This is a genomic window from Burkholderia sp. BCC0405, from assembly GCF_902833075.1.
GTDB lineage: Bacteria > Pseudomonadota > Gammaproteobacteria > Burkholderiales > Burkholderiaceae > Burkholderia.
This window is the reverse complement of sequence record NZ_CADFEO010000006.1, coordinates 284,128-297,068: the sequence shown is the minus strand read 5'-3', so window position 1 is coordinate 297,068 and position 12,941 is coordinate 284,128. Positions and strand designations below refer to the sequence as shown.

Genomic DNA, 12,941 nt, shown 5'->3' with positions numbered 1-12,941 from the left:
ACCATGACCCAATCGCTAAAGGGCAAGACCGCGCTCGTGACCGGCGCATCACGGGGCATCGGCCGCGCGATCGCCGAACGTCTGGCCAGGGACGGGGCGACAGTCGCACTGACCTACAACGCCAGCCGATCGGGCGCGGACGAGACGATCGCGGCCATCGAGAAAGCGGGCGGCGCGGCGTTTGCGATCCATGCGGATCTCGTCGCCCCGGCGAGCGTCCCGGCCTTGTTCGAAAGACTCGACGACGAATTCACCCGACGGCACGGCAGCAAAACCCTCGACATCCTGGTCAACAACGCCGGCAATTCCGGCTGGCTTGGTTTCAAGGACGCGACGCCGGAGAGCTGGGACACCCTGATGGCGGTCTACGCCCGCGCGCCCTTCTTCATCATTCAAGCCGCGCTGGATCGCCTCGCCGACGGCGGACGCATCGTCAACATCTCTTCCGCTGCCGCCACGAAGCCCGTTACGGCGGCGCCCGTCTACTCGATGGCGAAAGCGGCGATCAACACGCTGACCCATGTGCTCGCCATCGAGTTGGGGCCGCGCGGCATCACCGCGAACGCCGTCGCGCCGGGCTTCACGCGAACGGATGCGAACGCCGCCCTTCGGGAGAACCCCGAACTCGTCAAGGCGCTCGAGGCGCAAATCGCGCTGGGCCGCGTTGGCGAGCCTTCGGAAATCGCCGATGTCGTGGCGTTTCTGGCTTCCGATGAAGGCCATTGGGTGACCGGCCAGACGATCGAGGCGAGCGGCGGCTACAAGCTCTGAGCCCATCGCGAAACGAAGGAGAAACCCATGCGTTACGCAATCATCGGCTTCGGCAAGATCGGCCGCGCGCTTGCCAGGGCGTTCGCCCGCCACGGCATCGAAGTGGCCGTTGCAACCACACGCGATCCGGCAAGCTTTGCGGCCGATGCCGCCGCGATCGGGCCAACGATCGTCCCCACCACCCTTGCGGAAGCGGTCAAGGCGGACATCCTCTTTCTGGCGGTTCGTTTCGAGTCGCACCCGGCGGTCGCCCAAGCACTGGCCGACTGGGCCGGGAAAACGGTCATCGACGCGATGAACACGCAGGCCCCGCTTGACGAACTGGACGGCCTCCCGTCCTCGGCCTTCGTCGCGAAAGCGTTCGCCGGCGCGAGGCTGGTGAAAGGCTTCAACCATCTGGCCGCTGCCGTCCTCGACCAGGACCCGGCCGTCCACGGCGGCCGGCGAGTCGTGTTCCTGGCGAGCGACGATGACGGCGCCGCAGCGGAGGTCGGTGCGCTTGCGGAACAACTCGGTTTCGCGCCGATCCAGCTTGGCGGGCTTTCAACAGGCGGATGGCTGGTGCACGCGCGTGGAAAAAGCTGGGGACACCTGATCTTCAAGGACCTGATCAGGTTCGACTGATCGACCGCCACGATCCACCCGAAGGCCATCGGACGATCGCTTGCGCGAACGACTGCGGATACTTCATGCCCGTGTCGCACATGATCGTCACGATCGTGGCGGCCGAGTCGGGCCGTTCGGCGAGTCGCAATGCGCCGGTTACGTTGGCGCCGGTCGGGCGCCCTGCACCACCGTCCGCTTCGCGCCGGCGGATGGCCGTCAGGACCGGCGAGGGACAATGACCGATGATCGTGGGCTACTGCATGATGCGGTCGACCGTAGTCGACCCAACTCGGTCTTTCGACCTGCCGTGATCTCAACGGGGCCTTTCAAGGTGGAACGGTCGTTCATGCAATCATGTCGACAGGCAAGTACTCGGCCGAACCAGTCGGTCGGCTTTGGCACTATCGAAGTCCCATGAGTGTCTTTTTTCGGTTTTCGTGAACGGGTACTCGTGATGTCGCCTCGCCTCCGCACCACAGCCAATTGGATTTCTCAGCCTGGCTCGAGGTCACGTGGGCGGCTGCTGGCAAACCGTCGATCCGCGCAACGGCATGTCGCGAAGCGGCCCGGCGTCGATGGCGCGCGGAATGCCATCGACACCGCCATCAGTAACGCCCTTCGGTCCAACCAGGCTCGTCAGGTTCGACGTTCGCTGCGTAACCGAATGAACCGACAGCACCGTGGGCCTGGCGAAACTTGCAGCCGCAACAATCGAACGCCTACTCTTCCGAACCAGGCCCCGCGCATGGCGCGATGTGGCCTTGGTGCAGGAGCTCGCTGGCTCGAGCGGCCCCCACCGCTTCGCTGAAACGGAATCCTTGCGCGCTCGTCGCCCGATTCGTCGCAGCCAGCAGCGCTCGCTGTTGCTCGGTCTCCACGCCTTGGGCAATGACCCCGGTCCCGATACTGTTCGCAAAGGTGACGATGGCCCGGATCGTCGCCGCACTCTCAGGATCGCTGGTAGACCGGTGGATGAGGGATTGCGCGATCTTGAGATGGTTCACGCGATAAGCCTTGACGTACTCAAATGACGCGTAACTGACGCCGAAATCATCGACGGCAATCTTCGCGCCCAGCTCATGTAGCTGGGGGAGTATGTCGCTTTGCGCCCACGACAGTCTGGCCAGAGTCGCCTCAGTCACGTCGAATTCCAAATCGGAGGGGGCGAGACGCCACTTCGCGGCCGCTTCGGCGACATCGCGCACGAACGTTTGAGCGCTCCTGAGCTCGAACAGAGACAGATTGATCGCGATCATCAGCGGGGCCACCCCCTCGTCGCGCCACGCCCTCATTTGCCGGCACGCCTGATCCAGCACCCAGCGCCCAAGCGCTGCCATGGTGCCGTCCCTCTCGGCGATCGGAATAAACACACCGGGGGCAATAAGGCCCCGCGTCGGGTGATGCCAGCGAACCAGCCCTTCCATCCCTAGAATGTTTCCGGAGGACAACTCGACCTCGGGTTGGTACTGGAGTTCCAGCTCGCCGCGATCGATCGCGCCTCTCAAGTCGTCGGCGAGTGCGACGCGTTTGAATACTTCCTGGTCGAGTTCGTCGGAATGAAAGCAATACCGGTTGCCGCCCTGATGCTTCGCACGGCAGAGCGCCAAATCGGTTTGCGTCAGCATGGCGTCTGCTCCACTGTCACCCCTGACGTACGCACGGATGCCAATGCTCACCGAGATCCGCACATCGTTGCCATCAAGCAGATAGGGAGCCGCCAGCGCCGCCTGGAGCATCGCAGCCAGTGCACCGGCGTTCGCCGGCTCGACCATCTCGCCCTGCAGCACGGCAAACGAATCGCCGCCCAACCGGGCAACCAGGTCGCTTTCGCGAACGCAATTCCCGAGACGCTCTGCCACCTCCCGAAGCAACAGGTCGCCGATCGGGTAACCCAGTCTGTCATTGACCCGCTTGAAGTGGTCGAGCGCCACAAAGAAGATCGCAAACGGCATGGTGCCGTGTTGGGCTGCAGCGAAAGCCTGGCGCACCCGCGCAAGGAAGCTGGCCCGATTCGCCAATCCCGTGAGCGCATCGGCGTGAGCGAGCCGCGCGATTTTATCCTCCGCTGCCTTGCGCTCGGTAACGTCGATGATGATCCCTTCAACTTCGATTAGCCGTCCATCCTTGTCGCGGACCGGAACATAGCGATTCTCGACACAACGGTAAGCGTCGTCGCCAGTGCGCAAGCGGAACTCGATCGAGACGCCTTCGGTGTCCTTGTCCAGTACTCGCGCCAGTGCCGCATCGACTTTGGCCTGGTCGTCCGGTGCGACAAGCTCGTTGGCCCAGACTGGCGAAGCGAGCAAGGCAGCGCGGTCGTGGCCGAACCTGGCGATGTCATGCGATATGTAGATGAGCGGAAACGACGGCACGCCGCGCAGACGGTAAAGGACGACTGGACTGTTCTGGACGATGATGTTGGCATCGGCAAGCGCATTGATTCTTTCCTCGACGACCGCTTCCCGATCGCTCGCCTTGAAGGTCGCCTCTTTCGTCATCTGCCACTTCGTGGTCAGCACGCTGGCCGCCTGACGGACCTCGGCGTTGTTCAATGGCTTCTTGAGAACGAGCAGCCGGTCGTCTGCGCCCAGCCGCCTGGCCAGGGTGCCCCAAGGGGGATCGGAATGCGGGCTGCATAGGGCAAACTGCAATTTCGGGTCTAATTGCCAGAGTCGCTCGATGGTCTGAAGGCAGTCCCAACCGTGCAGCATATGCGTGTCAACAAAGGCCATCGCATAGGGTTTGTTCTCCGCCAGTGCGTGTACGACCCGCTCCAGTGCTTCCCGACCCTGATAGGCGGAATCGATCTGAAACGCCGCGCAACCGGCTGGAACCTCGCTGGAAAAGGACGCCTGGCTTGCGGCCAACGCAGTTTCGCTGTCCAGTGGGCGAGCGAGAATCTTGCGGAAATTCCGGTGAGCCGCAACATTTTCGTTGATCACGAGGACGCGACGATTGACTGGATCGCTCTGCGCGCTCACGCACGATCCTTCACGGTGCCAGTGGTGGGTCCAGGGCAACGATCTCGCCTTTGCAGGCGTCGTCGCAGCGGGCCTGCCGGGACGCATGCTCCTGGGCAGCCAGTTCGGTTCCATGTAAGCCCCGGCGTGAGGCCAGGACCGTGCCTCCCCCTGTCCGTGGTGAAGCCTAGATTGAAAACGCATGCCAGGTTCTCCCCGCAATCCCGCTAACGGTTGCCGCTGAAACGAACCGATCTCAAGTGTTTCGCCGACAAAAAGTGCGCCGGACACATAGAGGGGCGCATCGATCCCGCCCGTCGCGATCGCACTCGTATCGAATCGATCGGCGGTGTGAGGTCGGTCGAAGGCTCCACGGCGACGGTTCAGGCCGCAGATACACGATTGCTTAGGACAGTTGGACGATTCCGGCCGCTCGGCGCTTGCGGCGATTTTGGTTCAATGCGTCAACGTCGACTCGCCGCAGGATCCCCTATGTCGGGCGCGCAGGTGTCGTGGTCAAGCCCCGCCCCAAAGATTGGCCCAGTTTCGTCAGACGATGGAAGTATAGTCGCGCGCATCCATCCGACAAACTTCAGTGACTGGAAACCTCATTCGTGCTTGACGACGAATCGAGGGTCGGACGCGGGATGGTCAGATTGCGGGGTTGGTTGTGCCTACTCGGGTTAGCCGCGAGCCGACATTCGGGACCGTTAACTTCGTCGATTACCTGAACGGCCGTTATTGGCCGAACCCGATCCGTGGCTGCACAGACAAAGCGCGACTGGCTCAATACGACCCGTTTGAGGCATTCGACGCGCGTTATGCTATGTCCGCTAGTTTCTGTACTCCGGACATTGTTTGAGGCGTGCCGGTGCTTATGCGTGTCAAACCTTGACTAGCGCGTCGTGCGGACTGTTAGGATGAGCCGTCAAATAACCGGCAACGTAGTGGACGATCAACGCACCCCTGTAGTTGTCGCAGTTGATTACAGGGAAGGGAGACACAAAGCCTTAAGTGTTCAGGAAAATTGATTTGAAAATCGGGGCCGTACCTGCTTAGCAATGCTGCAAGTTCGGCATCGCTGGTTTCGCGTGTCCAAGTGAAGGCTCGATGCCATCGGTATTTCAGGTGACGCCAGGCGATCTCGATCATGTTGAGCTCGGAGCTATAGGCAGGCAGGTAAAACACGATGACGTTAAGTTCGAGCAGCCAACGTTGGCGCGTCGCTGATACCGTGATGGATGCTGGCATTGTTTGGCACGATCACCGTGGGCAGACCGTTCCCGGTGGCGAGCACACTGTCGATGAAGCACTCGACATCCTGGGCATTAATGGTGCCGGCATGCGCGGCGTGGATCAGCGTGTTCTCGCCGAAGTCTAGTGCGCCGATCACGCTGCGGCAGCAGTGAGGGTTCGGTTCGACCTGTTGAGGCAAGCCTCGTGGTGACCAATTACGTTGAACCGGCGGCGATCCGTGGAAGCCCGCCTCATCGAGATACAGCAACCGCACGGCGTCCTCGCGTGCAGCCTGCTGGAGTTTCTCGAGTGCGGCCTGTTTCATGGCAAACGCTTCTTTGTCGCGCTTTTTTTTGCGCGTAGCGGTTGCGCTTGAACGAAAAGCCGTTGCGCTTGAGAGCTTCGCCCAGGCGTTTCGATCTTGCAGGGCAACGGCTCGTCGAGCGCGGCTTCGACGCGCTGGGCAATGCCACCAAGGGTCAGCGCTTCGGCGCGGGCGATCTCAAGGGCCACAGCGATCTGGGCTTCGGTCAGCAGCGCATGCCGGCCGCCGTTATGTGCGCCCATCAAGCCGCGTATGCCCCGCTCGCGCCATGCGTGCCAAGTTGTAGACGCTCTGGCCACTCATGCCCAGTTGCGCTGCAATGGCACGGGCCGTGAGGCCGCGGCCGAGCATGAACAGGCCCGCCGCGCGTGTGCGCGTATCCCGATGACGGTGATTGATCGACATCTGCTGCAATGTCAGCTCCTCGACTGCCTTCAACACTACGACACACTTCATTGACGCCCCCGGCACCGACCAACACGCCGGGTTAGCCAAAGTCAAACCGTTTTACCAGGAACACTTATCAATAGGTAAAGCTATATCCATCGCCGTCTATGTCTTGGTCAAGACCTAGACTTTTGTCTCCACGGACATTTACCCGGCCATGCCCATCGGCCCCTGCCCAACATGTTATCGCAGAAGATTGATCATTGTGGTTAATCGGCCCGACGAAGATCGGATTGCGTGAATTATCAATGAGATCCGTTACAGTGATCGTTTGATCATCCTGTGAATTTTCAAACGTAAAGTTGATGTAACTCATGTTTCCTTTCCTCTCGATTTTAGAATTCACTCCGTATTGGTCATCATTATAAAAACTAACAGAATTGCCCCATTCGTCCACATGGATAATAAGGCCGTGGCGGCGGATTATTTTTCTCCTTCGTAGGCTTGGGTGCCGGCGCGGGTAAAGGTGCTGGCGGGGAAGCCGGGAAGCCTCGATCGGGCCCAAAATTTACTGGAAGAGAGGCAACCAAGTTTTGCAACTCGTCCGGCACCCGACACATCAAGTTTTCGGCCGAATTTGAACAAAATGCTTGCGATAATGGCGCCAAGCGAATTCTTAGAATATAGTCTCGCAAAATACCCGTCGCCACGGGATTTTCTGCGGAGTTCGACAAGACCGTCGAATAATCCAACGCTGCTGTGCACCTCGTATCGCCGTAAGTAGCTCCGCATACCTGACGGACGAGGAGAAGTTCATCGCCCCCTATTGCGTTCGCCGGGTGCAGGGCATCCGAGACCTGACGACGCAAGGGTGCCGACGCAAGCAACTGATAGTACAAATAGAAAGGTGTCCGTTCGGTGGGTTGTTGGTCTCCTGCTGGAAGCGGGAGGGCACTGCTGGTGAGTTGTTTCCAGACCTGATTTCGAATATTGGGCACGGGCTCCACGAGAGACAAAGCAAGACTTGCCGCAGAGGTCAGCGATTCTGCATCCGCGAGCTTCGCTGCGGTATCGGCCGCTGCCGGGGCCGCCCCCGTTATAGCTTTCGTAACTGCTTTAGAGCGATATAACGCCGGTTGCCCAGAAAGGATTGCCAGAGAGCAGGTCCCACTGCCAATGGAAGCGTTCCATGCATGTGCTGGAAGACAATCGCCGGTCTGTGAACAATAAGTTAGAAATCCATCAAGACACTTCACCGCCATGTGCAAAACGGTCGCTTTGGCGCGGACGTCATCCTGAGAGAGAAATGGTGTATAGTAATTCTCTTGACTATTTGCAGCTCGCGAATATAGTGCGTATAAATCCTGAAGACGAAGATATTGTCCGTAATACTCACGCGTAGTAGCGTTAGAGGTCTGCGTAGTTGCTGCCGATGGAGGCCAATTGGGGAGTGTCTGATAGGGGGTTACAATGATCTGATATGGGACAGCTTCTGCCTCTGGAAATCCAGCGAACGATACCAATTTTCCAGTCACGTCAGTTGGAGTCGTTGGCATACTCGAAAGATCGCCGCCAATCTGCAAATCCCGAACTGTGACTCCATTCTGACTAATGGCAGATCGGACCGTATTACTATACGAAAACGACCCCGACCCTCCCCAGCCATGAGCACTTATACTGAGCCCGAAGTTAGTTGATTTATTAAAATCACTGGTCGTCTGTTGATAGAGCGCATCATAGCGGCCACCACTTCTTATTGTGCCAACAAACGAATCACCACATCTCCGCCTGAATTCAGGGAAATTGTTTTTTTTGAGCAATGCCAATGCATCGTCAGCCAACCAGATATATTGCTCGCCATTGGCCTGTTTAGGGTTCGCCGTGGGGGCAAGTTGCTTTCCGCCCTTATCGACGATCGTCGAGCCCAAGATATAAGTATTAGAGTTATCCAGATCAGTGTTAGACACAAAATTGCTTGATACTGAAACGCCAAATCCAATACCCCCGTAAGAGGCCGAAGCGGAAGTCGTCAGATCGTTGAAGAGTTGCTCCTTATCGAATATGTAGCGAAACTCTAATGAAGCTGCTGCGGATGGGAGTGTCGCTTCTGTTCCTCTTACGCACACGCCTCCAACTTTTCTACCCAAGGCCGAGTCGAAGCCTTGAGCCAACACCACACCTTCGCTTGGGTATGGAAATACTAAAGATTGCGAATCTGCTAAAGACGCGTCCGAGTTGGATGCGGCGACTGATTGACCACTGCAAAAAACAATAAAGAATGAAAATCCAGCGAAATATTTTTTTAAGCAGCCTTCCACGGTTTTCCCCTTTCTTGTGATTATTTCGGATGGCGGGAACAACTAGGCAGTGCACTGCAATCAGGGTAGTACCAAAAGTAATGTGCGACAAGATTTTTGACGGCACTCTGATCGCCTAGAGATCGCTGGGCGCAAATGGAGACATATTTACGAATCACTTCACCCGTGTCATACATATTGCCTACCATCGTCGCCGCGCAGTAGGTCCGCTGGTACCTTACCTGCGGACGTCTGTGAACGTGCTGTGAGGGACCGGGTTTGGCCGATCCGAGCCGGACGCCCCAACATCCACCTCGCCCCCTGCATCAGGTTCGGCCCAGCCTGCGGTCGACGGCTTCGGTTGCAACGCGTGCGCCTGGTGACTGTCGGCCGCCGGTCAGCGCAGCGCCGAGTTCCGAGTTCCGAATCGAATGGCGAAAATTCAGCGTGACGTGAATCTCGACATCACCAGTTGCTCGCTCCCCGGCTACGCCTTTTTCGTATAAGTGCTGCACCACCCTTTCGCATTGACCAGCTTGCCGCCGAAAATCGCGCACGGCCCCGTCGTGGCGCCGGCCTTGCCCTGAAAGAACTGGCAATTCGCACAGGCCTCGCCCGCCCGGAATTTCGGGTACTTCGCACGGTCGACCCGGCTGGCGTCCGTCTTGTAGCCGAGCGCCCGGGCATTTGCATCGGTTTCCTGCACGACACCGGCACCGGCATCTGCCGCCGCCGCGCGGCGTCCGACGGCGAGCGCGGAGGCGAGAACGCTGGTGACCGCAATAAAACGTCGGCGTGAAAATTTCATGGAGGCCTCCCTTCAGGTTTGCGTGAACGGATGTCCGGGAAGCGTCGTTCCCCAAAGACGCGATGCCGTCCGCTCCGACACGGCGCCCATCGCCCGTGGATCGGCCGGCGAACGCATCAGCGAAAGAACAGCGCCCGCATCCCGAACGTGTGATGCGCCTCCGCCGCCATCAGCACCATGAGCACCAGCAGGCACAGCGGCGGTATCAGGATCGCGTACACCAGCGCCAGACGCTCCCACATCATGTGCATGAAGATCGACACGATCAGCCCGGCCTTCGCGATCATCAGCACGACGATCAGCACCCAGCGCATCAGGCCCTGCACATTGAAGTAATCGACCAGGTACGAGAACGTGCTCAGCACGAACAGCAGGCCCCAGATCTTCAGGTAGAGGCCGATCGGATGCTGCTGGCCGTGCGCGGCGTCGGGTCGATCGGCGGGATCGGTATGCTCCATGGCCTGCCTCACCACAAATAGAACAGCGCGAAGATGAACACCCACACCAGGTCGACGAAGTGCCAGTACAGGCCGGCGATCTCGACGATCTGGAAGTTGCCGTGTTCGGTGAACCCCGGCTGCAGGATCTTGCGTGCGATCAGCAGCAGGTAGATCACGCCGCAGGTCACGTGGAAGCCGTGGAACCCGGTGATCGTGAAGAAGCACGCGCCAAACTGCGCCGCGCCCAGCGGGTTGCCCCACGGGCGAATCCCTTCACGGAAAATCAGGTTGCTCCATTCGAACGCCTGCAGCGACAGGAAGGTCGCGCCCAGCAGCGCGGTCGCCAGCAACAGCGCGGCGGCGGGCCTCGCGTTGCGCCGGTAGCCGAAGTTGACGGCCATCGCCATGGTGCCGCTGCTGCTGATCAGCGTGAACGTCATGATGGCAATCAGCAGCAACGGCACTTCCACGCCGCCGACGCTGAGCCCGAACACTTTCGCGGTATCGGGCCACGGCGCCGTGGTCGACATGCGCACCGTCATGTAGCCGATCAGGAAGCTGCTGAAGACGAAGGTGTCCGACAGCAGGAAGATCCACATCATCGCCTTGCCCCACGGCACCCTGAAGGCTTCGCGGTCGGACGACCAGTCCGTGACGATGCCGCGCCAGCCGTCTGGCCGGGCATCGGCGGGCGGGGCCGCAGGCGATTCGGCCGCCGATTCGGTGTGGATCGTGGGCGCGGTCATGGCGCGGCTCCATACACCGGCCCGCAGATGGCGACGACGATCCCGGGGGTCAGCCACCACATCGCCGCCAGCAGCACGAGCCAGACCGCGAGCAGGAAATGCCAGTAGAGCGCGCACAGCGCGATGGCGCGTTGAGCGCGGAACGGGTCGGCGCGCCGGAGCTGCGCGATCGTCACGCCCCACGCCGCCAGCCCGCCCAGTACATGCAGCCCGTGCAGGCCGGTGAGCAGGTAGAGGAAGCTGTTGGACGGATTGACGGCAACGGTCTGCCCGGCCGCCGACAGCACGCGCCACGCGGCCAGTTGCCCGATCACGAACCCGGCCGCGAGCACGCCGCCGCCCACCAGCCACGCCGTGCGGTGCAGGGTCGGTTGCCGGGCACGCTGCATCGCGATGCTGGCCAGCGCGAGTGCGCCGGTGTTCCACCACAGCAGCGCCGGATGCGGGATCGGCTGCCAGTCGGATTCACGCATGCGCATCGCATAGGCAAGCAGCAGCAACGCAAACAACATCGTCGCAACCGCCATGAACACGGCCAGGCCGGTGCGGCCCGCATTCGGCAAGCCGGGTGGCGCATCGGGCACGAAGGGGCGCGGCAGCGTGGTCATTTGTGCGCCTCGCCGGGGTGCAGTGCCGGATGGGTCGGTGCAGGTTCAGGCGCGGTCTCGGGCGGCTGGTTCTGCGGCACGAAGTCTTCCTCTTGCCCCGGCGGGCTGTATTCGTACGCCCAGCGATAGACGACGGGAAGCGTCGCGCCCCAGTTGCCGTGCACGGGCGGCGTTTGCGGCGTCTGCCATTCGAGCGTGGTGGCCCGCCACGGATTGCCGCCGGCCCGCCGGCCGCGCACGAGGCTCCACGCGAGGTTGAACAGGAACAGCAACTGCGCCGCCGCGACGATCAGCGCGACGATCGTGATGAACGTGTTGAGCGTCTGCGCGGAATGCGGAATGAAGCTGTAGCCCTGATACGCGTAATACCGCCGCGGCATGCCGAGGATGCCGAGATAGTGCATCGGGAAGTAGATCGCATAGGTGCCGACGAAGGTGATCCAGAAGTGCGCGCGACCGAGCGTGTCGTCGAGCATGCGGCCCGTCACCTTCGGGTACCAGTGGTAGAGGCCGCCGAACACCACCAGGATCGGCGACACGGCCATCACCATATGGAAGTGCGCGACCACGAAGTACGTGTTCGACAGCGGGATGTCCACGCTCACGTTGCCGAGGTAGAGGCCGGTCAGCCCGCCGAGCACGAAGGTGCTGATGAAGCCGATGGCGAACAGCATCGGCACGGTCAGGTGGATATCGCCGCGCCACAGCGTCAGCACCCAGTTGTAGACCTTGAGGGCGGTCGGGACGGCGATGATGAGCGTGGTGGTGGCAAAGAAGAAACCGAAGTACGGATTCATGCCGGCGATGAACATGTGGTGCGCCCAGACCACGAAGCTCAGCGCGCCGATGACGACGATGGCCCACACCATCATCCGGTAGCCGAAGATGCTCTTGCGCGCGTGCGTGCTGATGAGATCCGACGCGATGCCGAAGGCCGGCAGCGCGACGATGTAGACCTCCGGATGCCCGAAGAACCAGAACAGGTGCTGGAACAGCAGCGGGCTGCCGCCGGCGTGCTTGAGCGTCTGCCCCATCGACACCACGGCCGGAATGAAGAAGCTGGTGCCGAGCGTCCGGTCGAACAGCATCATCACCGCCGACACGAACAGCGCCGGAAACGCCAGCAGCGCCATGATGGTCGCGATGAAGATGCCCCACACCGTGAGCGGCATGCGCATCAGCGTCATGCCGCGCGTGCGTGCCTGCAGCGTGGTGGTCACGTAGTTCAGGCCGCCCATCGTGGCCGCGACGATGAAGATCGCCAGCGACACGAGCATCAGCACGATGCCCCATTCCACGCCCGGCGTGCCCGGCAGGATGGCCTGCGGCGGATAGAGCGTCCAGCCGGCGCCGGTCGGCCCGCCCGGCACGAAGAAGCTCGACACCAGCACCAGCACGGCCAGCAGGTAGACCCAGTAGCTCAGCATGTTGAGAAACGGGAACACCATGTCGCGCGCACCGAGCATCAGCGGGATCAGGTAGTTGCCGAAGCCGCCGAGGAACAGCGCCGTCAGCAGGTAGATCACCATGATCATGCCGTGCATGGTGACGAACTGGTAGTAGTGGTTCGCGTCGATGAACGCGAACTTGCCCGGAAAGCCGAGCTGCAGCCGCATCAGGTCCGACAATACGAGGCCGACGAGGCCGATCGCGATGGCCGTCAGCGCATACTGCACGGCGATGACCTTGTGGTCCTGGCTCCACACGTAGCGGGTCCAGAAGCTCTGCGAGACGTGGTCGGTGTGCGCATAGGTCAT

General features: G+C 60.9%; 13 protein-coding genes. 2 read left to right on the top strand and 11 right to left on the bottom strand.

Annotated elements, in window-relative coordinates; all coding sequences use genetic code 11:
* Positions 1-3: 3 nt before the first annotated feature.
* Positions 4-771 (top strand): SDR family oxidoreductase, encoded by a 768-nt coding sequence (locus tag HWX36_RS12480; RefSeq protein WP_175952388.1) that lies wholly within the window; start codon positions 4-6, stop codon positions 769-771.
* A 27-nt stretch (positions 772-798) separates the two neighbouring features.
* A complete protein-coding gene (locus tag HWX36_RS12475) occupies positions 799-1,395 on the top strand; it encodes an NADPH-dependent F420 reductase (RefSeq protein ID WP_175952387.1) in 597 nt (198 codons plus the stop codon).
* 701 nt (positions 1,396-2,096) lie between these two features.
* Here the strand turns inward: HWX36_RS12475 and HWX36_RS12470 are convergent.
* From HWX36_RS12470 to ctaD, 11 genes are all read right to left on the bottom strand, one after another.
* A complete protein-coding gene (locus tag HWX36_RS12470) occupies positions 2,097-4,358 on the bottom strand; it encodes an EAL domain-containing protein (RefSeq protein ID WP_244136401.1) in 2,262 nt (753 codons plus the stop codon).
* Between the two features lie 1,174 nt (positions 4,359-5,532).
* Positions 5,533-5,898: a transposase gene (locus tag HWX36_RS12460; protein WP_175952384.1), complete on the bottom strand. Its 366-nt coding sequence runs from the start codon at positions 5,896-5,898 to the stop codon at positions 5,533-5,535.
* Entirely contained in the window at positions 5,895-6,140 is a 246-nt protein-coding gene (locus tag HWX36_RS36830) for a hypothetical protein (RefSeq protein ID WP_208457799.1), read from the bottom strand. Before HWX36_RS36830 ends, HWX36_RS12460 begins: the two co-directional genes overlap by 4 nt.
* Positions 6,127-6,339, bottom strand: a complete 213-nt coding sequence (locus HWX36_RS36825; RefSeq protein WP_208457798.1) for a hypothetical protein — start codon at positions 6,337-6,339, stop codon at positions 6,127-6,129. Before HWX36_RS36825 ends, HWX36_RS36830 begins: the two co-directional genes overlap by 14 nt.
* 82 nt (positions 6,340-6,421) lie before the next feature.
* Positions 6,422-6,661: a hypothetical protein gene (locus HWX36_RS12450; RefSeq protein WP_175952383.1), complete on the bottom strand. Its 240-nt coding sequence runs from the start codon at positions 6,659-6,661 to the stop codon at positions 6,422-6,424.
* Between the two features lie 55 nt (positions 6,662-6,716).
* Positions 6,717-8,603, bottom strand: coding sequence for a hypothetical protein (locus tag HWX36_RS12445; RefSeq protein ID WP_175952382.1), 1,887 nt, complete (start codon positions 8,601-8,603; stop codon positions 6,717-6,719).
* A 466-nt stretch (positions 8,604-9,069) separates the two neighbouring features.
* A complete protein-coding gene (locus HWX36_RS12440; protein ID WP_175952381.1) occupies positions 9,070-9,390 on the bottom strand; it encodes a high-potential iron-sulfur protein in 321 nt (106 codons plus the stop codon).
* Between the two features lie 116 nt (positions 9,391-9,506).
* On the bottom strand, positions 9,507-9,848 hold the full coding sequence (locus HWX36_RS12435; RefSeq protein WP_175952380.1) for a cytochrome C oxidase subunit IV family protein: 342 nt from the start codon (positions 9,846-9,848) through the stop codon (positions 9,507-9,509).
* An 8-nt stretch (positions 9,849-9,856) separates the two neighbouring features.
* Positions 9,857-10,576 carry a heme-copper oxidase subunit III family protein gene (locus HWX36_RS12430; protein ID WP_175952379.1) on the bottom strand — a complete coding sequence of 240 codons (720 nt, stop codon included), beginning with the start codon at positions 10,574-10,576 and terminating at the stop codon, positions 9,857-9,859.
* The gene (locus HWX36_RS12425) at positions 10,573-11,184 is read right to left on the bottom strand and encodes a cytochrome c oxidase subunit 3 (RefSeq protein ID WP_175952378.1); all 612 of its coding nucleotides are present in this window, start codon (positions 11,182-11,184) and stop codon (positions 10,573-10,575) included. Before HWX36_RS12425 ends, HWX36_RS12430 begins: the two co-directional genes overlap by 4 nt.
* Complete coding sequence (gene ctaD, locus HWX36_RS12420) at positions 11,181-12,941, bottom strand: cytochrome c oxidase subunit I (protein WP_175952377.1); 1,761 nt, start codon at positions 12,939-12,941, stop codon at positions 11,181-11,183. The genes HWX36_RS12425 and ctaD overlap by 4 nt, the downstream gene beginning before the upstream one ends.

What these genes read in the sequence shown, in the direction of transcription:
- HWX36_RS12430 (WP_175952379.1), bottom strand. Translation starts at nt 10,576, where the DNA reads ATGACCGCGCCCACGATCCACACCGAATCGGCGGCCGAATCGCCTGCG.
- HWX36_RS12435 (WP_175952380.1), bottom strand. Translation starts at nt 9,848, where the DNA reads ATGGAGCATACCGATCCCGCCGATCGACCCGACGCCGCGCACGGCCAG.
- HWX36_RS12450 (WP_175952383.1), bottom strand. Translation starts at nt 6,661, where the DNA reads ATGAGTTACATCAACTTTACGTTTGAAAATTCACAGGATGATCAAACG.
- ctaD (WP_175952377.1), bottom strand. Translation starts at nt 12,941, where the DNA reads ATGACCTATGCGCACACCGACCACGTCTCGCAGAGCTTCTGGACCCGC.
- HWX36_RS12440 (WP_175952381.1), bottom strand. Translation starts at nt 9,390, where the DNA reads ATGAAATTTTCACGCCGACGTTTTATTGCGGTCACCAGCGTTCTCGCC.
- HWX36_RS12460 (WP_175952384.1), bottom strand. Translation starts at nt 5,898, where the DNA reads ATGAAACAGGCCGCACTCGAGAAACTCCAGCAGGCTGCACGCGAGGAC.
- HWX36_RS36830 (WP_208457799.1), bottom strand. Translation starts at nt 6,140, where the DNA reads ATGGGCGCACATAACGGCGGCCGGCATGCGCTGCTGACCGAAGCCCAG.
- HWX36_RS12480 (WP_175952388.1), top strand. Translation starts at nt 4, where the DNA reads ATGACCCAATCGCTAAAGGGCAAGACCGCGCTCGTGACCGGCGCATCA.
- HWX36_RS12475 (WP_175952387.1), top strand. Translation starts at nt 799, where the DNA reads ATGCGTTACGCAATCATCGGCTTCGGCAAGATCGGCCGCGCGCTTGCC.
- HWX36_RS12425 (WP_175952378.1), bottom strand. Translation starts at nt 11,184, where the DNA reads ATGACCACGCTGCCGCGCCCCTTCGTGCCCGATGCGCCACCCGGCTTG.